This is a genomic window from Pseudomonas sp. GW823-FHT03E05, from assembly GCF_058796855.1.
This window is the reverse complement of the sequence record NZ_JBXAJB010000005.1, coordinates 481122-501344: the sequence shown is the minus strand read 5'-3', so window position 1 is coordinate 501344 and position 20223 is coordinate 481122. Positions and strand designations below refer to the sequence as shown.

The 20223-nt window shown below is 63.4% G+C and carries 19 protein-coding genes; 9 read left to right on the top strand and 10 right to left on the bottom strand.

All coding sequences use genetic code 11. The annotated features are described in order from the left end of the window. Positions 1 to 6: 6 nt before the first annotated feature. From rfbD to rfbB, 4 genes are read right to left on the bottom strand one after another with little or no spacing between them, the layout of a single operon-like run. On the bottom strand, positions 7 to 888 hold the full coding sequence (gene rfbD, locus AC1RCO_RS22640; protein ID WP_492618065.1) for a dTDP-4-dehydrorhamnose reductase: 882 nt from the start codon (positions 886 to 888) through the stop codon (positions 7 to 9). Beyond that, a complete protein-coding gene (gene rfbC, locus AC1RCO_RS22635) occupies positions 885 to 1430 on the bottom strand; it encodes a dTDP-4-dehydrorhamnose 3,5-epimerase (RefSeq protein ID WP_492618064.1) in 546 nt (181 codons plus the stop codon). Before rfbC ends, rfbD begins: the two co-directional genes overlap by 4 nt. Further along, a complete protein-coding gene (gene rfbA / locus AC1RCO_RS22630; protein ID WP_492618063.1) occupies positions 1427 to 2302 on the bottom strand; it encodes a glucose-1-phosphate thymidylyltransferase RfbA in 876 nt (291 codons plus the stop codon). The genes rfbC and rfbA overlap by 4 nt, the downstream gene beginning before the upstream one ends. Beyond that, positions 2299 to 3381: a dTDP-glucose 4,6-dehydratase gene (rfbB, locus tag AC1RCO_RS22625; protein ID WP_065364797.1), complete on the bottom strand. Its 1083-nt coding sequence runs from the start codon at positions 3379 to 3381 to the stop codon at positions 2299 to 2301. The genes rfbA and rfbB overlap by 4 nt, the downstream gene beginning before the upstream one ends. Positions 3382 to 3619: 238 nt before the next feature. On the opposite strand from rfbB, the gene AC1RCO_RS22620 reads away from it, so the two are divergent. From AC1RCO_RS22620 to AC1RCO_RS22605, 4 genes are all read left to right on the top strand, one after another. Beyond that, positions 3620 to 6538: an aminotransferase gene (locus AC1RCO_RS22620; RefSeq protein ID WP_492618062.1), complete on the top strand. Its 2919-nt coding sequence runs from the start codon at positions 3620 to 3622 to the stop codon at positions 6536 to 6538. A 269-nt stretch (positions 6539 to 6807) separates the two neighbouring features. After that, positions 6808 to 7686 carry an N-carbamoylputrescine amidase gene (gene aguB / locus AC1RCO_RS22615; protein ID WP_492618061.1) on the top strand — a complete coding sequence of 293 codons (879 nt, stop codon included), beginning with the start codon at positions 6808 to 6810 and terminating at the stop codon, positions 7684 to 7686. A gap of 5 nt (positions 7687 to 7691) precedes the next feature. Beyond that, complete coding sequence (gene aguA, locus AC1RCO_RS22610) at positions 7692 to 8798, top strand: agmatine deiminase (RefSeq protein WP_011058686.1); 1107 nt, start codon at positions 7692 to 7694, stop codon at positions 8796 to 8798. A 244-nt stretch (positions 8799 to 9042) separates the two neighbouring features. Next, positions 9043 to 9243, top strand: a complete 201-nt coding sequence (locus AC1RCO_RS22605) for a hypothetical protein (protein ID WP_220223551.1) — start codon at positions 9043 to 9045, stop codon at positions 9241 to 9243. Between the two features lie 105 nt (positions 9244 to 9348). On the opposite strand, the gene AC1RCO_RS22600 is transcribed toward AC1RCO_RS22605, so the two are convergent. Then, the gene (locus AC1RCO_RS22600; RefSeq protein ID WP_011058688.1) at positions 9349 to 11448 is read right to left on the bottom strand and encodes a TonB-dependent receptor; all 2100 of its coding nucleotides are present in this window, start codon (positions 11446 to 11448) and stop codon (positions 9349 to 9351) included. Between the two features lie 262 nt (positions 11449 to 11710). Between AC1RCO_RS22600 and AC1RCO_RS22595 the strand changes: the two genes are divergently transcribed. From AC1RCO_RS22595 to AC1RCO_RS22575, 5 genes are all read left to right on the top strand, one after another. Then, positions 11711 to 12406, top strand: coding sequence for a DsbA family protein (locus AC1RCO_RS22595; protein WP_072443796.1), 696 nt, complete (start codon positions 11711 to 11713; stop codon positions 12404 to 12406). 27 nt (positions 12407 to 12433) lie between these two features. Beyond that, complete coding sequence (locus tag AC1RCO_RS22590) at positions 12434 to 12823, top strand: nuclear transport factor 2 family protein (protein WP_015633792.1); 390 nt, start codon at positions 12434 to 12436, stop codon at positions 12821 to 12823. A 238-nt stretch (positions 12824 to 13061) separates the two neighbouring features. After that, positions 13062 to 14345 carry an OprD family porin gene (locus tag AC1RCO_RS22585; protein WP_072443798.1) on the top strand — a complete coding sequence of 428 codons (1284 nt, stop codon included), beginning with the start codon at positions 13062 to 13064 and terminating at the stop codon, positions 14343 to 14345. Between the two features lie 208 nt (positions 14346 to 14553). Continuing rightward, the gene (locus AC1RCO_RS22580) at positions 14554 to 15219 is read left to right on the top strand and encodes a hypothetical protein (protein WP_492618060.1); all 666 of its coding nucleotides are present in this window, start codon (positions 14554 to 14556) and stop codon (positions 15217 to 15219) included. A gap of 5 nt (positions 15220 to 15224) precedes the next feature. Further along, positions 15225 to 15920: a tetratricopeptide repeat protein gene (locus AC1RCO_RS22575; RefSeq protein WP_011058694.1), complete on the top strand. Its 696-nt coding sequence runs from the start codon at positions 15225 to 15227 to the stop codon at positions 15918 to 15920. Positions 15921 to 15992: 72 nt separating this feature from the next. Here AC1RCO_RS22575 and AC1RCO_RS22570 read toward each other — a convergent pair whose 3' ends face one another. The 5 genes from AC1RCO_RS22570 to AC1RCO_RS22550 all read right to left on the bottom strand — a co-directional run bounded on the left by AC1RCO_RS22570 (position 15993) and on the right by AC1RCO_RS22550 (position 20136). Then, positions 15993 to 17123 (bottom strand): lysozyme inhibitor LprI family protein, encoded by a 1131-nt coding sequence (locus AC1RCO_RS22570; protein WP_492618059.1) that lies wholly within the window; start codon positions 17121 to 17123, stop codon positions 15993 to 15995. Between the two features lie 24 nt (positions 17124 to 17147). Continuing rightward, complete coding sequence (locus AC1RCO_RS22565; RefSeq protein ID WP_011058696.1) at positions 17148 to 17534, bottom strand: c-type cytochrome; 387 nt, start codon at positions 17532 to 17534, stop codon at positions 17148 to 17150. A gap of 79 nt (positions 17535 to 17613) precedes the next feature. Continuing rightward, positions 17614 to 18408, bottom strand: coding sequence for a hypothetical protein (locus AC1RCO_RS22560; RefSeq protein WP_492618058.1), 795 nt, complete (start codon positions 18406 to 18408; stop codon positions 17614 to 17616). A gap of 13 nt (positions 18409 to 18421) precedes the next feature. Next, positions 18422 to 19249 carry an acid phosphatase gene (locus tag AC1RCO_RS22555; RefSeq protein WP_492618057.1) on the bottom strand — a complete coding sequence of 276 codons (828 nt, stop codon included), beginning with the start codon at positions 19247 to 19249 and terminating at the stop codon, positions 18422 to 18424. A 35-nt stretch (positions 19250 to 19284) separates the two neighbouring features. Beyond that, positions 19285 to 20136: a MipA/OmpV family protein gene (locus AC1RCO_RS22550; protein ID WP_342403516.1), complete on the bottom strand. Its 852-nt coding sequence runs from the start codon at positions 20134 to 20136 to the stop codon at positions 19285 to 19287. Positions 20137 to 20223: the final 87 nt, after the last annotated feature.

The window sequence follows — 20223 nt, the reverse complement described above, 5'->3', positions numbered from 1 at the left end:
TTATGCCTAGCCCTGCTCGGCAAGACACTCGCGCAATGCGGTGTGCCAGTCCGGCTGGACCACGCCCCACTCCCGTGCCAGGCGGCTGCAGTCCAGACGCGAGTTCAACGGCCGCGGCGCCGGTGTCGGGTAAGCGCTGGAAGGGATGGCTTCAAGGACGGCGCAGGGTTTGTCCATGGCCAGCAACTGCTCGCCGATGGCCTGGGCAAAGCCGAACCAGGAAGTCTCGCCGTGGGCGGTGAGGTGGTAGGTGCCCCATGCGCCGGGCTGCCCGGCTCGCCAACGCTCGATCAGCGCCCGGGTGCTGGTGGCGATGGTGCCGGCCCAGGTGGGCGCGCCGATCTGGTCGGCCACCACCCGCAGCTCGGGTTTTTCCTGCAGCAGGCGCTGCATGGTCAGCAGGAAGTTCTTGCCATGGCTGGAATAGACCCAGCTGGTGCGCAGGATCAAATGCTGGCCCTGGACCAGCCGGATCGCCCGTTCGCCAGCCAGCTTGCTCTCGCCGTAGACACTCAGCGGGTTGGGCTCGTCGTCCTCAACATAGGGCGTTTCCTTGCTGCCATCGAACACGTAGTCGGTGGAGTAGTGAATCAGCGGCACACCCAGCTCGAAGGCTTCCTGGGCGAAGATCCCGGGGGCCGTGGCGTTGATAGCAAAAGCCAGCTCCGGCTCGCTCTGGGCCTGGTCGACGGCGGTGTGGGCGGCGGCATTGATGATCAGGTCCGGGCGAATGGCGCGCACTTGCTGGCGGATCTGTTCCGGGTGGCTCAGGTCCAGTTGCTCACGACCCAGGACCACCAGCTCGCCCAGGTCGCCGAGGCGCTGCTGCAGCTCCCGGGAGAGCTGGCCGTGCTGGCCGCTGATAAGGATTTTCAGAGGAGCGTTCATGGGAACAGATCGGCCTCTTCAAGGCTTTTACCTTTCTGGTCCTTGGCCGAGAGCATTGGCATATCCTGCAACTGCCAGTTGATCGCCAGGGTCGGATCGTCCCAGCTGATGCAACGCTCAGCAGAAGGCGTGTAGTAATCGGTGGTCTTGTAGAGAAACTCGGCAGCGTCGCTGAGTACTACGAAGCCATGGGCGAACCCTTCGGGAATCCATAGCTGGCGATTGTTATGTGCAGACAGGCGAACACTTGCCCAACGGCCAAAGTTCGGGGAGCTGCGCCGGATATCGACGGCTACGTCCAGAACCTCGCCGGCAATCACCCGGACCAGTTTTCCCTGCGGGTGCTCAATCTGGTAGTGCAGACCACGCAGGACATTCTTGACGGATCGCGAGTGATTGTCCTGTACAAAGCTCTTCTGCAAGCCGGTGGCCTCTTCAAAGGCCTTGGCATTGAAGCTCTCGTAGAAGAAGCCACGCTCGTCGCCAAAGACCTTGGGCTCGATAATCAGTACACCGGGGAGCTCTGTCTGAATGATGTTCATTGGGTTTCCCCCGCCAGAGTGAACAGGTACTGGCCATAGCCGGTCTTGCCGAAATAAGCGGCGCGCTCCAGCAGGTGCTCGCGGCTGATCCAGTGGTTCTCGTAGGCGATCTCTTCCAGGCAGGCGACTTTCAGGCCTTGGCGATGCTCGATGGTCTGCACGTATTGCGAGGCCTCCAGCAGGCTGTCGTGGGTGCCGGTGTCGAGCCAGGCAAAGCCCCGGCCAAAACGCTCCACGTGCAGATCGCCACGCTTGAGGTAGGCGTTGTTGACGTCGGTGATCTCCAGTTCGCCCCGGGGCGAAGGCTTGACGTCCCTGGCAATCTGCACCACGTCATTGTCGTAGAAATACAGGCCGGTGACCGCGTAGCTGGACTTCGGCTTCTTGGGTTTTTCTTCGATGGACAGGGCACGGCCCTCACTGTCGAAGTCAATGACCCCGAAACGCTCCGGGTCCTTGACCCAGTAGCCGAACACCGTGGCGCCGCTGGTGCGCTTGGCGGCATCGCGCAGCTGTTCGCCGAAGTACTGGCCGTGGAAGATGTTGTCGCCCAGGATCAGGCACACCGGGTCATTGCCGATGAACTCCTCGCCAATCAGGAAGGCCTGGGCCAGGCCATCCGGCGAAGGCTGTTCGGCGTAGCAAAAACGCACGCCGAACTGGCTGCCGTCACCCAGCAGGTTGCGGTATTGCGGCAGGTCCTGGGGGGTGGAGATGATCAGGATGTCCTGGATGCCGGCCAGCATCAGTACCGAGATCGGGTAGTAGATCATCGGCTTGTCGTAGATCGGCAGCAGCTGCTTGGACACACCGAGGGTGATGGGGTGCAGACGGGTGCCGGAGCCGCCCGCCAGAACAATGCCTTTGATCATGCAATCAGATCCTTGATGTCGGTGGAACCCAGGCGTTGGCCCTGGTAGCTGCCGTCTTGTACCCGGCGGCACCACTCGAGGTTTTCCAGGTACCACTGCACGGTCTTGCGCAGGCCACTGGTGAAGGTTTCTTCCGGAACCCAGCCCAGCTCGCGCTCGATCTTGCCGGCGTCGATGGCGTAGCGCAGGTCGTGGCCGGGGCGGTCCTGGACGAAGGTGATGAGGTCGGCGTAGTGAGCCACGCCCTGGGGTTTCTGCGGGGCCAGCTCTTCCAGCAGGCTGCAGATGCCGCGTACCACGTCGATGTTCTTCTGCTCGTTGTGGCCGCCGATGTTGTAGGTCTCGCCGACCGCGCCTTCGGTCATCACCTTGAACAGGGCCCGGGCGTGATCCTCGACATACAGCCAGTCGCGCACCTGCAGGCCGTTGCCGTACACCGGCAGCGGCTTGCCTGCCAGGGCGTTGAGGATCACCAGCGGAATCAGCTTTTCGGGGAAGTGGAACGGGCCGTAGTTGTTGGAGCAGTTGGTGATCAGCACCGGCAGCCCATAGGTACGCTGCCAGGCGCGGACCAGGTGGTCGGATGCGGCCTTGCTGGCGGAGTAGGGAGAGCTGGGGGCGTAGGGCGTGGTTTCGGTGAACAGGTCATCGACGCCATGCAGGTCGCCATAGACCTCATCGGTGGAAATATGGTGGAAACGGAAAGCGGCTTTTTCCGCCTCGGGCAATGTGTGCCAGTAGGCGCGGGTCGCTTCCAGCAGGCTGTAGGTGCCGACGATATTGGTCTGGATGAAGTCGGACGGCCCGTCGATGGAGCGGTCGACATGGGACTCGGCAGCCAGGTGCATGATCGCGTGGGGCTGGAAGCGCGCCAGCACGGCGCTGACGGTGGCCTGGTCGACGATATCGGCCTTGACGAACTCATAGCGGCTGTTGCTGGCGATGCTGTGCAGCGATTCCAGGTTGCCTGCGTAGGTCAGTTTGTCCAGGTTCAGCACTTCGTGTTCCGTGTGCTGAATCAGGTGGCGGACAAGAGCCGAGCCAATAAAACCGGCTCCGCCGGTAACGAGAATGCGCATGTTGGGGGCCTGTATCCTTGAAAACGGTCATTTGCTGCGACGAATGCAGCATAGCTTGTCGATAGGGAGCCTAGGGTGCAATAGCAACAACCGCTTGATTGCTCTGCGAACCGTCGGAAATTTCAAGGGTGAAGTTTACAGCAGGCAAGGCTCTGGTCTTGCCTGCGCGCTTTGGGGTTGCGCATTACCTTGCGCAGTGGCGATATAAGCGGCCTATAACAATTCCAGGGGTCGTTGTATGTTGCTCGCCACCTTGATCCACCGTGCCAGTCTGCCCAGCCCGCAAGTCTTAGCGCAGCAAGCGCTGGAGTTGCTGGAAAGCCACTACGGCCTGCACGGTACCCTGCACTCGCTGGGCAGTCAGCAAGACCTCAACTACCGCGTCGACAGCCCCCAGGGGCGGTTTGTCCTGAAGATCTGCCGCGGCGACTACTCGGTCCTGGAGTTGCAGGCGCAGCACGCCGGCCTCAAGCATCTGCAACAGCGCCCGGAGCTGCGAGTGCCCAGGGTCATCCCGGCGACAAACGGCGCGGACCTGCTGTCCGTGGAGATTGCCGGGCAAGCGCTGCACGTACGCCTGCTGGACTATATAGAAGGCCGCTCCCTGACCCACCTGCCGCACCTGGGCGGCGAGCTGGTGGCGGGCCTGGGCCGGCTGTGCGGGCAGATGGACCTGGCCCTGGCGGATTTCGAGCATCCGGGCCTGGAGCGCACCCTGCAATGGGACGCCCGGCATGCCCAGGCATTGATCGGGCATCTGCTGCCGGTCATTGCCGACCCGCAGCAACGAGCGGTGATCGCCAGCGCCGCGCAACGCGCCGAGCGCCGCCTGCATCCGCTGCTGGAGCAACTGCCGGTGCAGGCCATCCATATGGACATCACCGATGACAACGTGGTCTGGCAGCGGGATGAAGCACGGCATTGGCAGGTGCAGGGGGTGATCGATTTCGGCGACCTGATCCGCACCTGGCGCATCACCGACCTGTCGGTGACCTGCGCGGCGCTGCTGCATCACGCCGAGGGCGACCCGCTGCGCATCCTCCCGGCGATCCAGGCCTACCATCAGGTCAACCCGTTGCAACGGGCGGAGCTGCTGGCGCTCTGGCCTCTGATCGTGGCCCGGGCGGCGGTGCTGGTGCTCAGTGGCGAGCAGCAGGTCAGCATCGACCCGGGCAATGCCTACAGCCGTGCCAACCTGAGCCACGAGTGGGAGATTTTCCAGGTCGCCAACTCGGTGTCGTTCGAGTTCATGGAGGCGGCGATTCTCACCGCTGTCGGGCACGCACTGCCTGCCATCGGCGCTGAAGGGTTCGCCCCGCTGTTGCCGAGCCTGGTGGGGCGCGAATTCGCCCTGATCGACCTGGGCGTGCTCAGCCCGCACTTCGAGGCGGGCAATTGGGAGCAGCCGGGGATCGACGATCGCCTGTTGGCCGAAGCTGGCGCCGCCCATGGCCTGGCCGCCAGCCGCTATGGACAGTACCGCCTGTCGCAGACCCGTCCCGATAGCGCCGAGGAACCCTCGACCTGCCCCTTGCATGTACAACTGCAAGTGCCGCCAGGCACCGCTGTGGAAGCGCCGTTCGCCGGGGTCCTGCACCGTGGCGAGCAAGGCCTGTTGCGCCTCGATGGCCCGACCCTGAGTGTGCACCTGTGGGGCGTCGAGCCTTCGCTGCAGCCGGGAGCGGCGCTGGTCAAGGGCCAGGTGCTGGGCGCCGTGGCGGCGGATGGTCGGCTCAAGGTGCAGCTGTGTCGCGCTGCCGAACTGGATCCGCCGCTGTTTTGTACACCGTCCCGAGCCCCGGCCTGGCAAGCCCTTTGCCCCTCGCCGGCGGCGCTGCTGGGGCTGGCCTGCGATGCCGAGCCGGAACTGGATCCGCAAACCCTGCTGGAGCGTCGTGACGCCAGTTTTGCCCGCTCGCAGAAACACTATTACCTCGATCCGCCGCGGATCGAGCGCGGCTGGCGCAACCACTTGATCGACATGCAGGGGCGTTCCTACCTGGACATGCTCAACAACGTCGCGGTGCTGGGCCACGGACACCCGCGCATGGCCGCTGAAGCGGCGCGGCAATGGTCGCTGCTCAACACCAACTCGCGTTTCCACTATGCGGCGATCGCCGAGTTCTCCGAGCGCCTGCTGGCCCTGGCACCGGATTCCATGGACCGGGTGTTCCTGGTCAACAGCGGCACCGAGGCCAATGACCTGGCGATCCGCCTGGCCTGGGCCTACAGCGGCGGGCGCGACATGCTCAGTGTGCTGGAGGCCTACCACGGCTGGTCGGTGGCGGCTGACGCAGTGTCCACCTCCATCGCCGACAACCCCCAGGCGCTCACCAGCCGTCCGGAGTGGGTGCACCCGGTGGCCGCGCCCAACACCTATCGCGGCGAGTTCCGCGGCCAGGACAGCACCCCGCACTACCTGCGCAGCGTCGACCAGCAACTGCACAAGCTGGATGAGCAGCAACGCCAACTGGCCGGTTTCATCTGCGAACCCGTGTATGGCAACGCCGGAGGGATTTCGCTGCCACCGGGCTACCTGCAGCAGGTCTACGAGCGAGTGCGGGCCCGGGGCGGGGTGTGCATCGCCGACGAGATCCAGGTCGGCTACGGGCGCATGGGCCAGTTCTTCTGGGGCTTCGAGGAGCAGGGCGTGACCCCGGACATCATCACCATGGCCAAGGGCATGGGCAACGGCCAGCCCCTGGGTGCGGTGATCACCCGGCGGGAAATCGCCGAAGCGCTGGAGGCCGAAGGCTATTTCTTCTCCTCGTCCGGCGGCAGCCCGGTCAGTTGCCGCATCGGCATTGCGGTGCTGGACGTGATGCAGGAAGAGAAACTCTGGGAAAACGCCCAGGTGGTCGGTGAACACTTCCGGCAGCGCCTGGAGGCGCTCAAGGAAAACCACCCGCTGGTGGGAGCGGTGCATGGTTCCGGTTTCTACCTTGGGCTGGAACTGATCCGCGATCACGCCACCCTGGAACCGGCCACCGAGGAAACCACCCTGCTGTGCGAACGCCTGCGCGAGCTGGGGATTTTCATGCAACCTACCGGCGATCACCTGAACATCCTCAAGATCAAGCCGCCGATGGTCACGACTCGCCAGAGCGTGGATTTCTTCGTCGACATGCTGGCCAAGGTGTTGAGCGAAGAGCTGTAGGCGCAGGGCTCTGCTTTGCGTTGACCTCCATTCGCCGGCAAGCCGGCTCCTGCAACGCTTGGTAGGAGCCGGCTTGCCGGCGAATGCGTTTCTTGATAATTCGATTGTTATCGGCTTTTTGTCGGTAATTTATCGTGGTTAATGGTTTTTCAGCTTTTAAAGTCGATATTTATCGGATATAAAGTGGCCATATCCAGGCCCGGCCTCGCCGTGCCCGGTGCCTTGTGTCCGTTGTCATCGACCGCTTCGCCTTGCCCAGGAGTTGATCCATGAGCCGTACCGTTACCGTCGCTGCTACCCAGATGGCCTGTTCCTGGGACCTTGAGGCCAACCTCGAAACCGCTGAGAAACTGGTGCGCGAAGCCGCGGCCAAGGGGGCGCAGATCATCCTGATCCAGGAACTGTTCGAGGCGCCTTACTTCTGCCAGAAGCCCAACCCGGATTACCTGCAACTGGCCACCACGGTGGACAGCAACGCCGCCATCGCGCACTTCCAGAAAGTCGCCAGGGAGCTGCAAGTGGTGCTGCCCATCAGCTTCTACGAGCTGGCCGGGCGGGCGCGTTTCAACAGCATCGCGATCATCGATGCCGATGGCAGCAACCTCGGGATTTATCGGAAAAGCCACATCCCGGATGGCCCCGGCTACCACGAAAAGTACTACTTCAACCCGGGCGATACTGGCTTCAAGGTATGGAACACCCGCTACGCGAAGATCGGCGTGGGCATCTGCTGGGACCAGTGGTTCCCCGAGTGCGCCCGCAGCATGGCCCTGCAAGGCGCGGAGATTCTCTTCTACCCCACCGCCATCGGCAGCGAGCCCCACGACCAGACAATTTCCTCCCGCGACCACTGGCAGCGGGTGCAGCAGGGCCATGCCGGGGCCAACCTGATGCCGCTGATCGCCAGCAACCGCATCGGCACCGAAGAGCAGGACGGCTACGACATCACCTTCTACGGCTCGTCCTTCATCGCCAATCAGTTCGGCGAGAAGGTTCAGGAGCTCAACCAAACTGAAGAAGGTATCCTTGTGCACAGCTTCGACCTCGACGAGCTCGAGCACATCCGCAGCGCCTGGGGCAGTTTCCGTGACCGTCGTCCGAACCTCTATGGCGCGCTGAAAACCCTCGACGGTTCCCTGGAGTCCTGAACACTATGAGCACTTTGCACAGCACGCCGCGCGCCGACGGTTTCTACATGCCCGCCGAATGGGCGACCCAGACCCAGGCCTGGATGATCTGGCCCGAGCGCCCGGACAACTGGCGCCTGGGCGGCAAGCCGGCGCAGGCCGCCCATGCCGCGGTGGCCAAGGCCATCGCGCGCTTTGAACCGGTGACAGTGGCCGTGTCCGCGGCCCAGTATGAAAACGCCCGGGCACGCCTGGACGTGCCCAATATCCGTGTGGTGGAAATGTCCAGCGACGACGCCTGGGTCCGCGACACCGGCCCGACTTTCGTCATCAACGCCAGCGGCGAAGTGCGCGGCGTGCACTGGGGCTTCAACGCCTGGGGCGGCTTCGAAGGCGGCCTGTATTCGCCGTGGAACCGTGACGAGCAGGTCGCCAGCAAGGTGCTGGAAATCGAACGTTGCCAGGAGTACCGCACCGAGGGCTTCGTGCTCGAAGGTGGCTCGATCCACGTCGATGGCGAAGGCACCCTGATCACCACCGAGGAATGCCTGCTCAACCACAACCGCAACCCGCACCTGTCCCGCGAAGAGATCGAGGCGGTACTGCGCGAGCATCTAGCGGTCGAGCAGATCGTCTGGCTGCCGGACGGCCTGTACAACGACGAAACCGACGGCCATGTGGATAACTTCTGCTGCTATGTGCGCCCGGGCGAAGTGCTGCTGGCCTGGACCGACGACCCCCAGGACCCGAACTACCCGCGTTGCCAGGCCGCCCTGCAGGTGCTGGAAAACACCCGTGACGCCAAGGGTCGCACCTTCAAGGTGCACAAGATGCCGATTCCCGGCCCCTTGTACGCCACCGAAGAGGAATGCGCCGGGGTCGACGCGGTAGAGGGCAGCCAGGAGCGCAACCCTTCGGTGCGGCTGGCGGGTTCCTACGTGAACTTCCTGATCGTCAATGGCGGGATCATCGCGCCCAGCTTTGACGACCCGATGGACGCCCAGGCCAAGGCCATCCTGCAGCAGCTGTTTCCCGAGCACGAAGTGGTGATGGTGCCGGGCCGTGAACTGTTACTGGGGGGCGGCAATATCCACTGCCTTACCCAGCAACAGCCCGCGCCACAGCGGATTTGAGTGCCGTTGTAACAGCCGATGCCGGTTGTTTGCCGGTGCCGGCCCGGCCCGTGGCCTGAGCTTCACCAGCCAGCCCGCAGCCTAGACAGGCCGCGGGCTTTTTCATGGCCGTATATCGGCACGGGTGGCACATTGGCATAGCTCTTGTATCTCTCCTGGCGTGATTCTGAGACATGGAGAACGGTGTTGTTCTGTCATAAAGCTTGGATAAGTTAGGCCGCTCAGATACCAGGAGAGCGCTGGAATGAACATGGTCAGCGAGCGGGCGTCCCATCCCTTGGCAATGAATAACGAGTCGCTGCAGGTGCTGGCCCAGTGGTTGAAGTCCAATGGAACGCGTCAGATCAGGGAACCTGATCCGCGCCGGATCATCCTTGAGCGTTACCCCGCTGGATTGCTCAGCGAGGCGGAACTGCAGGCGTTGTGGGATGTGGTGAAAGGATAGACAAACAAGGGATTGTGCGAAGCGCTGCCGGGATGGCAGCGCTTTTTTTTGCCTGGCATTCAGATGCCGGGCGTCCGGGCATCCGGGCATCCGGGCATCCGGGCGTCAGAAGCGGTAGTTGCCGGTGACCACCAGGCTGCGAGGGTCGCCCGGCTGGATCTGGAAGGCGCTGGTGGCGGAACTGTAGTACTCGCGGTCGGCGATGTTGTTCAGCGCAGCGCGTACGTCCCAGTCCTTGTGCCGGTAACCGGCCAGGGCGTCCCAGCGGCCATAACCGGGCAGCGCCACGGTGTTGCTGCTATCGGCGAAGCGGTCGCCGACCAGGGTCAGGCCGGTCTCGGCGTACCAGCCCAGTTCCGGTTTCCAGGTGATGAACAGGCTGCCATTGCGCTTGGCGACGTTGTTCACGCGCTTGTCTTCGAAGCCGTTGTTGTCCTTGACCACCACGGCGTCCTGCAGGCCGATGCCGCCGCGCAGGTACCAGTTGCCGACGATCTTGCCGGTGCCCGTCAGCTCGATGCCGCGGGAGCGTTGCAGCCCGGTGAGCAGGGTGATGCTGCGGTCCTGCGGATCGGAGGTGCGACGGTTGTAGAGCTCCAGCTCATACACCGCCAGGGTGGTGCTCAGGCGTTCGCCCAGCCAGTCGCTCTTGACTCCGACTTCCTTCTGCCGGGTGAGCTCGGGGCTCAGGTCGTTGCCGTTACCGGCGGCGTTCGGGGTGATGCCGATCAGGCCGCCGCCCACCGGTGAGAACGACTTGCTCCATGAGGCATAGAACGAGTGGTGCTCCAGCGGCGTCCAGACCACCCCCAGGCGCGGGCTGACGCTGTGGCTTTCGCGGCTTTCGGAGAGCCCGTTCTTGCGGTTGCTGGTCTGCACATCAAAGTTGTCGTAGCGCAGGCCGGCGAGCAATTGCCATTGATCGTTCAGGCGCAGTTGGTCCTGCACATAGAGGGCCCGGCTTTCGACCTCGGTGTGGTTGTTGCTGGAGACCTGCATGCGGCCGGTGTGGCTCTGGTACGGGTTGGGGTTGTACAGGTCGACGGCGGGCACCGCCTGGCTGCCCGGCCCGGAAGTGGCGGCGTTGTAGAGGATCGGGTCGCGGCGCTGGCTGCCGAGCTCCAGGCCGGTGAGCAGGCGATGTTCCAGGCCGAAGGTGTCGAAACGGCCCTCCAGTTCGGTGTTGTTGTAGACGTTGCGGGTCTTCAGGTCTTGCTGCCAGCGTTGGCGTTGGACCTTGCCCGTCGTGGCGTTGTAGCCGGTCTGGTAGGTGTTGTCGAAGTCGCTGTCGAGCTTGAATACCCCCAGGGTGTGGCGCAGTTGCCAGTTCTCGCTGAGCTCGTAGCTCAGCTTGGAGCGCAGGGACTGGGACTTGTCGTCGATGTAGTCGCGGTGATCGCCGTAGGTGGTGTCGCGGCTGACGTCCGCCGGGCGTCCGTTGACCCCGGGGATGCCGCGGTCCGGGGTGCGGTTGTAGCGGCTGTATTCGTACTGCACCAGCCAGTTCAGGTCCGGGGTCAGTTGCCAGCTCATGGACGGGGCGAACAATTGGCGGTTGCCGCTGACGCCTTTGCGGAAACTGTTCCGGTCCTCGTTGCCCAGGTTCAGGCGCAGGCTGATGTTCTCTGTCGGGTCGGCGCTGAGGTCGGCATACAGGCTGCGCAGGTCCTGGCTGCCGCCCTGGACTTCGACGCTGGAGCGGCGGCCGAATTCCGGCAGCTTGCTCACCCGGTTGATGATCCCGCCCTGGCTGCCACGGCCGTAGAGCACTGCCGCCGGGCCCTTGAGCACTTCGATGCGCTCGATGTTGTGCAGGTCGCGCACGTATTGGCTGTCGTCGCGGATGCCGTCCAGGTAGAAGTCGTTACTGGCATCGAAGCCGCGGATCCGCAGGCTGTCGAAGCGCGTGTCCGAGCCGCTGCTGACGTTGGGAATGCCACTCAGGGCGCTGCCCAGGTCGTTGACGCCGTAGTCCAGCACGTTGGCGGTCTTGATTGTGTCGATGGCCTGGGGCACGTAGCGCGCCGGGGTCGAGGTACGGGTTGCAGTGCTGACTTCCTTGACCCGTGGGTCATCGGGGTCGGCTTCGGCCTCGGCACTGATGGAGGTCATCGGCAGGGTAGTGCTGGCAGCGCAGGCAAAACCGCTGGCCAGCAGGGTGCAAAGACCCAGGGACAGGGGCATGAGGCGGAAATGGGCAGGCATCTGAAACGCATCCGAGAAGGGGAAATTCGAGGGTGCGAATGGTAATGCTTGTCATTAACAGATGTTAAATATTCCCTAATAAGTTCCCCGGGCTATTTGTTTCTGAATGTATCTTTCGGGTTTCGGTTCGCATACTGAGGCTAAACAGACGGATTCGACCGGTTACAGCAACAGACTAAAAGCCAATTCGAGGTTTTTTCCTTGGCGCGCGCGGCCTAGTCTGCGTGACATCGAATTTTCAAGACCTTGCTGGAGCCCAGATATGTCCTTGGCCACCCTTCACTATATTTATGACCCCCTGTGCGGCTGGTGCTACGGTGCCAAGCCGCTGGTGCAGGCCGCCCAGGCGGTGGTGCCGGTGGTGGCCCATGCCGGCGGCATGATGACCGGGCGCAATCGCCAGCCGGTCTCGCCGCAACTGCGCGATTACGTCATGCCCCATGACCGGCGGATCGCCGAGTACACCGGGCAGCCTTTTGGCCAGGCCTATTTCGAGGGCCTGCTGCGGGATGAGACGGCCACCTTCGACTCGGCGCCGCCGATTGCCGCCGTACTGGCGGCCCAGGCTATGGAAGGGCGGGGCCTGGAATTTCTGGGCCGGTTGCAGACGGCGCATTATCTGGAAGGGCGCAGGATCGCCGACCGGCAGGTGCTGCTGGAGCTGGCGCAGGCCCAGGGGTTTGCCCCGGCTGCCTTCGAGGCGGCCTTCGACCAGGCGGTGGCCCATGAACTGGACAACCATATAAAGGCCAGCCGGGCCCTGTTGGCCAAGGTCGGCGGGCAAGGCTTCCCGACTCTGGTGCTGGAGCGCGATGGTCGTTACCAGCTGCTCGACATCAGCCCCTGGCTGGGCAAACCCGAGGCCTTCGCCGACTGGCTGAAGACCTCCCTGGGCGCCGATAGCGGCCCTCACGATGGCGTGGCCCAGGCCTGTGGCCTGGACGGTTGCACACCCTGAACTCACCTGACCTGCGTGGAGTCACCCATGGATAACCTAGCGTTGATCAAGAGCACCTACGAAGGTGCCAACTCCCAGGAAAATGCGCGCAACACCGCAGCGGCCCTGGCCCCCGATGCCCGCTGGACCGAGGCGGCGGGCTTTCCCTATGCCGGCACCTATATAGGGTTCGAGGCGGTGCTGGAGCACGTCTTCAAGCGCCTGGGCTCGGAATGGCAGGACTTCACCTTCAAGGTCGAGAACTATGTGGCCCAGGGCGACAAGGTGTTCGCCTATGGCAATTACCAGGGCGTCTACAAGGCCTCGGGCAAACCGATCGATGTACGGGTGGCTCACTTGTGGACACTTAAAGATGGCAAGGTCACCCACTTCGAACAATTCGTGGACAGTCACAGTGTGCAGCTGGCAATGCTCTAGCCCGCAGTTCTTAGAATATTTTCAGCTATTCAAAGACGATTCACGAAATTGACACGTTGTTAAAGGCGCAGATAGGATTCGCCCCAACGCCTGTGGCCAGGAGCCATATTTCAGAATAATAAAAGGCCCGTCGCGCTCACCCGCGGTCGGGCTTTTTTGTTTCAACGGTAGAAGAGCGTTCAATCGCCATAGCCGCGGAGCTCACAGCGCGTCACCAAACCGTAATAAGGAAAATAAAATGTTTAAACAGCGGATCTGCTTGATTGCACTGGGGATTTTGAGCGCTACACAGGCCATGGCCGACGGCCAGGCCGACGCCAAGGGTTTTGTTGAAGACAGCAGCCTGAAAGTGCTGCTGCGCAACGCCTACATCAACCGTGACTACAAAGACCGTAACAAGGACAAGGCCGAGTGGGGCCAGGCTGCCATCGGCACCTTTTCTTCCGGTTTTACCCAAGGCACCGTGGGCGTGGGCGTTGACGCCTTCGGCCTGTACGCACTGCGCCTGGACGGCGGCAAGGGTCGCAGCGGTGCCGGCGGCATCGACTTCTTCAAGCAGGGTGACAGCGGTAGCGCTGCAGACGACCTGGCCAAGGCCGGTGCTGCAGTCAAGTTCCGTTTCTCCAACACTGTGCTGACCTACGGTGACCAGATGCCGGCCCTGCCGGTGCTGAACTACGACAACTCGCGCCTGCTGCCGGAAAGCTACACCGGTACCCTGATCACCTCCAAGGAGATCAAGGGCCTGGAGCTGAACGCCGGTCACTTCACCGCCGAATCGCGCAAGAGCGCCGAAGGCCGTGACAGCGGTGGCCTGAAGTCGATCAACGTATTGGGTGGTAGCTACCAGTTCACCGAACAGTTCAAGGGCGCGCTGTACGCTTCCGACGTCGAAGACGTGCTGAAGAAACAATACGTGAACCTCAACTACGTGTTCCCACTGGCCACCGACCAGTCCCTGACCCTGGACTTCAACGGTTACCGCACCAAGCTGGACAAATCCTTCGCCAAGGACCTCAACGCCGGCGGCCAGGACAACAAGATCTGGAGCCTGGCGGCGACCTTCGCCACTGGCCCGCACTCGTTCACCGTCGCCCATCAGCGCAGCACCGGCGACAGCCACCTGGGCTACGCCTATGGCGGTTATCAGAAGTCCGGCTATGTGGGTGATGGCGGCAACACCATCTACCTGGCTAACTCCTACTGGTCCGACTTCAACGCGGAAGACGAACGCAGCTGGCAACTGGGCTACGGTCTGGACTTCGGCGCCTTCGGCGTACCGGGCCTGACCTACAACGTGGCCTACGTGCGTGGCGACAACATCACCACCGTCAACAGCACTGGTGGCAGCGAGCGAGAAATCTTCAACCAGCTCAAGTACGTAGTGCAGAGCGGCCCGGCCAAGGACCTGAGCGTCAAAGTGCGCAGCTCGGTTCTGCGCGTGTCGCAGAAGTCGTATGAGTACAACAAAGGTGGCAACGAACTGCGTGTGTTCGTCGACTACCCGATCAACGTGTTCTGATGAGCGTTTGATCACCACCTGATTGCAGGTGGCTGCAACGCAAGAAGCCCCGGCTGGTTCGGGGCTTTTTTGTGCCTGGGCATCCGGGTTGCAGAAATGCCCGGGATGGCGGGTGACTGTTTTCGCCCGGGTGTCTGTTTCAGCCAGTGGTTGGCGCATATCAATCTTGTTACAGTCCACCCCCCCTGTCTCGTCACGGATGATTTCGATGTTCCGTACCCTGCTATCCGGCCTGTGCCTGCTGAGCGTCGCCAGCATCGCCCACGGCCAGCAAGCGACTGCGCCCGAGCAGTTGCTGAGCGACTTCTCCCGCTGCGATGCGCAGTTCTTCCAGAACCTGAATACCGCCCGACTGCCGACCGGCACCTTGAGCCTGGCCCGGTACGGTGCGGTAAGCGCGCCCAAGGTCATGAACCCTTTGCAGGAAGGCGGGCGCTACCAGGCCTTCGAACAGCCGCTGCTGGTCAATGGCGTGCGCCTGGTGGGCTACTACAACGAAGCTCAGTCGCTGAAGTCGGTGGGCAACCTGCTGTTCTGGGGCTTTGTCGCCGAGGGCCAGCCCAAGGACGTGGCCGCGGCGCTCAAGCCGCTGCTGGTGGACAACAGCCGCCTGCAGGCAGACCGCAGCGCCATGAGCCGGGTGGAGATCCGCCGGGTCGGCGACCCCATCGACCAGTGGCGCACCGAAGGCCTGGCGGGCGGTGGCGTGGCTACGCCGTTCGGTTATGTCGAACGCATCCTGAGCATCGACATCGGTACCACCCACGCACCGATTGCCGGCCGCACCACGATCTTCTGCAGCTTGCAGGGTACGGTCACCGCGCCGTTGCTGCAGGTGTATCGCCCTGACCTCAACGCCCATCTGCTGGATTGAAAAACATGCCTTCATTGTCTGTACGCGGGTCGCTCCTGCTTGTGTGTGCCCTTGCTGTGACTGGCTGCGCCAGCCTGCAGAGCCAGGACCAGATCAACTACGCCCATTGCCGCATGGTGGGCCAGGCTTCCAAGGCCGAAAAATTCGACGTGGTGCTGCAAGAGGCCGACCTGTGCCTTGAGAAGAACCAGCTGAGCCAGCCCATGCAGAGCCTGGTGTACTGGCTCAAATCCGATGCCTACGCCAGCTTCAAGCGTTACCCGGAAGCCATCGCCGCCAAGGAAAAATCCATCGAGTTGGGCCCCAAGCCCGATGCTCGGGCGGTGCTGGACCTGAGCCGTCTGTATCGCGAAGCGGGCAACCCGCAAAAGGCCCTGGAGCTGGTGCAGTCCAACCTTGACAACAACCTGGGCGAGGCGGGCAAGGGCAGCGGTTTCAACATGCCGACCTACTACCACCTGGGCCAGACGCTGTACGACCTGGGTCGCTATCGCGAGGCCGCGGAAGCCTACAGCACCGGCCTGTTGAAGCAGCCCGACTATGCCTGGGCCTTCTACCACCGCGGCCTGGCCTACGACAAACTGGGCCAGACCGACGACGCTCGCGCCGACTTTGCCCAGTTCGCCAAGCTGGTGAACCAGAAGTACGTCGAGCCGCAGCACCAGGCCAAGCTGGCCGAGTACAAGATCAAGCTGCCTTGAATGCAGCGTGGTTGATGCAATAAAAAAGGCTCGCCTGATCGCGAGCCTTTTTTTATCCGCGAGCGCTGTTCGTCAGTCGTCCGGATTGATGGCGAACTTCAGCTGGTTGCCCTGCAGGTAGACCACCGCTTCACGGCCATGGATATCCACCGGCCGGGCCGACATCGCGTCGTGATCGGTGACTATCTTCGACAACTCCTTGCCCCGCATATCGACCCGCCAGATACAGGCCCGGGGCCCTTGGTTATCGAAGTACAGCACCGGGCGCGTGGTGCTCCAGGTCGGGTTGACGATGGCCCATCCGGCATCGGGCTGTTTCTGCTCGGTGATGTTCTCCGAATGGCTGCCCGCGTTGGCGCGCTCATAGTTCAGGGACAGCTGGCTGCTGTCGCGATTGAGGTCCTGCTCCACCCGCGCCCGGGCGTGCATGAAGGTGTTGGAGCCAACCTGGAACACCTGCTGGGTGCTGGAGGGCGCGCTGCGCGAACCCAGGCGGTAGACCATGCTTTGCTGCAACTGGCCCGCCAGCTGCTCGCGGTAGTAGAACTGGCCATCGACTATCCCGGCGTAGCGCGGCCCCTGGTCGTTGGCCCCGGGATTGGCCCAGCCGGCGAAGGCGATGTCCTGGGCGATGGGATGCAGCCCCGGCTGGTCATCGGCGTACTCATACAGGGTGCCGACATACACCGGCTTGCCCTGCTGATAGCGCCCGACAAACAGCACCACATGCAGCACCCCGGCTATCACCTGGGCATCGACGATCTGCTGGTCGCCCTGGGGCAGGGTGCTGTTGAAGGTGGCCAGGGTGAAGTTCTGCCAGTCGTCCGGGTCATAGACCAGGTACGCCTCGCCGGGAGCCAGTGGGCGCAGTGCGTCCGGGGCGGGCTCGGGAGGAATCGGCAGCGACGTGAGCATTTTCACCTGGGCCCGGTAGACCGACTCCAGGCAATCGGTGTCGGGGCAGGTATTGCGGGTGTTCTTCAACCAGTGGCCTTGCAGCAGGCGGAACACCTGCAAGTGCTTCAGCGCCTGGTAGCGGCGGGTCATCTCCTCGTCCTTGGCGGACAGCGTCGGCGTGGCGCAGACAGTCTTTTCCACTTGGGTCGAGGCCTTGGCGCAGTCGAAGCCGGCGGCCTGCAGATCGGGCGCCAGCGCGCCCAGGGCGAGGCTCATGGCCGCCAGCGAGAGCAAAGGGAGCTTCATCAACACATCCTTGTCGAAAACGGGTCAGGGGGTCTGGAACGTCTGCAGATAGGCCAGCAGATTATCGATTTTTTCCTCATCGCTCAGCCCCCAGAAAATCATCCGGGTACCGGGCACCACGGCCTTGGGGTCTTCCAGGTACTGGATGAGCTTGTCCCGGCTCCAGACAATGCCCGAGGACTTCATGGCCGTCGAGTACTGGTAGTCCGCGGCGCTGCCGGCGGGGCGGTCGATGATGCCATTGAGCTGCGGCCCGAAGGAACTGCGCACCGAAGGCCCGATGTTATGGCAGCCGCTGCACAGGCGCTTGAACAGCTTGGCGCCGGCTTCGGCATCACCGGCCAGGGCCGGGGCGCTGAATAGCAGGGAGTGGAGCAACAGGGTCAGGATCGATACGGCGATGGGCTTCATGGGCGGCCTGCGTGCAGCTGGAATCGGCGGCTATTGGAGCATGAAGCGCATGCCTGGGGGGAGCCTTGCGATACAAGGCTCAGAAGCGCCCACTGATACCCAGCAGCGGGCCCTTCTGGACGATGTCGTAGACAAACCCGTCATGGCGATAATCGACCCCCATGGCCCGGTAGCCGGCCACCGCCGAAAAGCCCGGCAGGAACTCCCAGCCCGCCAGTGCGGCCAGGTCCCAGTCTTCCCGGGACTGCCCGGCGCCCGCCATGCCCCAGGCGGAGAGCCAGAACCGCTCGTTCATGGCGTAGTGCCCGCGCAACCCCGCCATCGCGTCGGCCCAGGTGGCCTTGTCCGAGCCCGACAGGCCCCCCGCCGGCCCACCGTGCAGGGTGATGCTGGTGCTGCTGTACCAGACGCGCACGCCGCCGGCGATGTCCAGGCGATGATCGTCATCCCCCAGCACCTGGTAGCCGCCCCCCAGGAAACCCGAGGCGGTCTTGCTCTGCACCTCAAGCTTGGACGCCAGCGCTCCGGCTGGCAGCCGGTTGCGGGTGTCGGTGTCGATGTACATCAGGTCGGCGAGCACGCTGTAGGGGCCGCGCCGCGCTTCGCCCATCAGCATCACCGACATGTCGACACTGCGCGCGATGTCCGAGAAGTCGGACTTGATGAACTGGGTCCCTGTGCTGCGGTGGCCTACGTGCCCGCGGATCCCGGCGCCCCACACGTACGGGCCGCCGTTGAACCGCCAGCCATCGTCGTCTGCCGCCATGGCCACGGGCGGCAGGCTGGTTCCGGCGGTCGTCAAGGCGCCCAGCAGCAGCGCCAGGCGGGTACGCCGGTGCAGCAACGGTGAGTGCGGATGGTCACGGTGGATCATGCTGTTTCTCCGATCAGTGCTGGGTCAGCCCAAGGGCCACGCTTTCGGCTGCGCAGTCCTCGGCAGGCTTCAGGCCGGCCTGCTGCGCCGCCTTGACCTCCTCCTTCGCGGCCGCCAGATCGGCGAGGAATGCCGGATTGCCATGCAGGCTGGCGACCGTCGCGGCCCCCATGATGCGGCCAGCGTCCACGTCGCTCTGCCAGTGGGCATCGCAGATGACCCGGCTCTGGCCGTATGCCAGGCCACGGGTCATCAGTTCGGTGGCGCGGGCCGGGCTGATCTCGGCCAGGACCAGGCCCCAGGCCCAGCCCGCTGCGGAGTGGCCGGAGGGCCAGGAGCCATCCGTGCGCAGCAGTGGCTCCATGTCCTTGCGGCACGTGCCTTCGTCATGCACCACGAAGGGGCGAGTACGGTTGTAGGCATTCTTTCCGGCGTAGGTGGAGCCCCCCGCATCGGTCAGGGTGCGCTGCATCAAGGTATAGAGATGGGGGGTGCTCTTTTCGCTGATCTGCGTGCCCAGCGCGCAAGAGAAGGTTTTCGCCGGGCCGGGGAATGACAGTTCTGCATCGGTTGCCGCGAGTTTCTCCCGGCTCGAGCCACGCAGCGCCAGCGCCGCACGCCGTGCTTCTTCATCCCGCGCGAGGGCCGCGGAGCCCGGTTTTGGCGGGGCCCCGAGCAATGCCAGGCGTACAGGCAAGTCAGCCGGTTCAAGGTAGCCTGGCGCCAGCTTGAAGTGCGGGTCGGTGACCTTCGTGGCGGCGTCCTCGGCCGGCGCCCATGCCGACCAGAGCAGGCCGGCCAGGGACAGTGTCACCGCGAAGGGTTCAGGTATTTTTTTCATCGTGCGTTCTCTTTTCTATCCATGACCACGGCTGATCAGAACCGGTACAAGGCGTCCAGATAGGCTCCGGCACCGACCTTTTCCCCCGTCAGCGGGCTGTCACGGGCGTCGGAGACCAGGGCGTAGGTCTTGATGCCACCTTCCAGCGCCAGCTGTGGCTGCCATTGCCAGGTCAGGCCCAGCTTCAAGGTCACGTCGCGCATCCCGCCACCGGGGTGGTATTCATCGAACCGGGTGCGTGCGGCTTGCTGGGCGGTGACGCCAAAGCGGGCCATCATGTCGTTCTCGTTGCTCCAGGTGCCGTACAGCGTCGAGTCCAGGGTCAAGGTCGAAGACAGCGGGTAGGTGGTGGCGACCCCGGCTTCCAGGTACGTCGTACGGCCCAGGCTTTCGCCACCGTAATTGCGCCTCTGGCTCGATTGCAGGCCGCGTACGAACAAGCGGCCGGCGGGCAGGACCCAGTATGCTTCCGCCCCCACCAGGGCGGTGCTGTCCAGGTTGCCCATGCCCCGCAGGTAGTCATCACGGCCGTCCAGGGTGTGAATGCGTTCCTTGCGCCCCGGGTCATAACCCACCAGCAGGGCCACGCCGAAAGGCGCCAGCCCCGGCAGATCCCATCGCAGCCCTTCCGGAAAGGCTGCGGTAAAGGTGCCCCAGTCCTGGGTCGGCATGACCGCCTTGAGCTTCAGTGACGGGAAGGCGGCGTAGTGGGAAGAGCCCTGGTACAACGGGCCAACAGCCAAGCCGCCGCCTACCGTTACCGATGGCGTGCCGCCTGAATCGGCCGGGGCAGCCTGGGCAGGCGGCACCAGCATCAATGCAAGGGCTGCACCTAGGGAGAACACCACGGGAGACCTGAAAGAATGTGAATGATCCTTGAGTGTCATTGTTCATTTCCTTGGGTGTGAACTCTGTAGTGCAGAGCCATTGCTGAGTTGATCACCAATATTCAACTTGCAGGTGCTGGTATCCGA

Excerpts from the sequence above, each read along its gene's own strand:
- AC1RCO_RS22570 (WP_492618059.1), bottom strand. The coding sequence starts at position 17,123 with ATGAAGCTCCCTTTGCTCTCGCTGGCGGCCATGAGCCTCGCCCTGGGC.
- AC1RCO_RS22585 (WP_072443798.1), top strand. The coding sequence starts at position 13,062 with ATGTTTAAACAGCGGATCTGCTTGATTGCACTGGGGATTTTGAGCGCT.
- AC1RCO_RS22620 (WP_492618062.1), top strand. The coding sequence starts at position 3,620 with ATGTTGCTCGCCACCTTGATCCACCGTGCCAGTCTGCCCAGCCCGCAA.
- rfbB (WP_065364797.1), bottom strand. The coding sequence starts at position 3,381 with ATGCGCATTCTCGTTACCGGCGGAGCCGGTTTTATTGGCTCGGCTCTT.
- AC1RCO_RS22580 (WP_492618060.1), top strand. The coding sequence starts at position 14,554 with ATGTTCCGTACCCTGCTATCCGGCCTGTGCCTGCTGAGCGTCGCCAGC.
- rfbA (WP_492618063.1), bottom strand. The coding sequence starts at position 2,302 with ATGATCAAAGGCATTGTTCTGGCGGGCGGCTCCGGCACCCGTCTGCAC.
- AC1RCO_RS22600 (WP_011058688.1), bottom strand. The coding sequence starts at position 11,448 with ATGCCTGCCCATTTCCGCCTCATGCCCCTGTCCCTGGGTCTTTGCACC.
- AC1RCO_RS22560 (WP_492618058.1), bottom strand. The coding sequence starts at position 18,408 with ATGATCCACCGTGACCATCCGCACTCACCGTTGCTGCACCGGCGTACC.
- AC1RCO_RS22565 (WP_011058696.1), bottom strand. The coding sequence starts at position 17,534 with ATGAAGCCCATCGCCGTATCGATCCTGACCCTGTTGCTCCACTCCCTG.
- rfbD (WP_492618065.1), bottom strand. The coding sequence starts at position 888 with ATGAACGCTCCTCTGAAAATCCTTATCAGCGGCCAGCACGGCCAGCTC.
- AC1RCO_RS22575 (WP_011058694.1), top strand. The coding sequence starts at position 15,225 with ATGCCTTCATTGTCTGTACGCGGGTCGCTCCTGCTTGTGTGTGCCCTT.
- AC1RCO_RS22590 (WP_015633792.1), top strand. The coding sequence starts at position 12,434 with ATGGATAACCTAGCGTTGATCAAGAGCACCTACGAAGGTGCCAACTCC.
- AC1RCO_RS22555 (WP_492618057.1), bottom strand. The coding sequence starts at position 19,249 with ATGAAAAAAATACCTGAACCCTTCGCGGTGACACTGTCCCTGGCCGGC.
- AC1RCO_RS22605 (WP_220223551.1), top strand. The coding sequence starts at position 9,043 with ATGAACATGGTCAGCGAGCGGGCGTCCCATCCCTTGGCAATGAATAAC.
- rfbC (WP_492618064.1), bottom strand. The coding sequence starts at position 1,430 with ATGAACATCATTCAGACAGAGCTCCCCGGTGTACTGATTATCGAGCCC.
- aguA (WP_011058686.1), top strand. The coding sequence starts at position 7,692 with ATGAGCACTTTGCACAGCACGCCGCGCGCCGACGGTTTCTACATGCCC.
- AC1RCO_RS22550 (WP_342403516.1), bottom strand. The coding sequence starts at position 20,136 with ATGACACTCAAGGATCATTCACATTCTTTCAGGTCTCCCGTGGTGTTC.
- AC1RCO_RS22595 (WP_072443796.1), top strand. The coding sequence starts at position 11,711 with ATGTCCTTGGCCACCCTTCACTATATTTATGACCCCCTGTGCGGCTGG.
- aguB (WP_492618061.1), top strand. The coding sequence starts at position 6,808 with ATGAGCCGTACCGTTACCGTCGCTGCTACCCAGATGGCCTGTTCCTGG.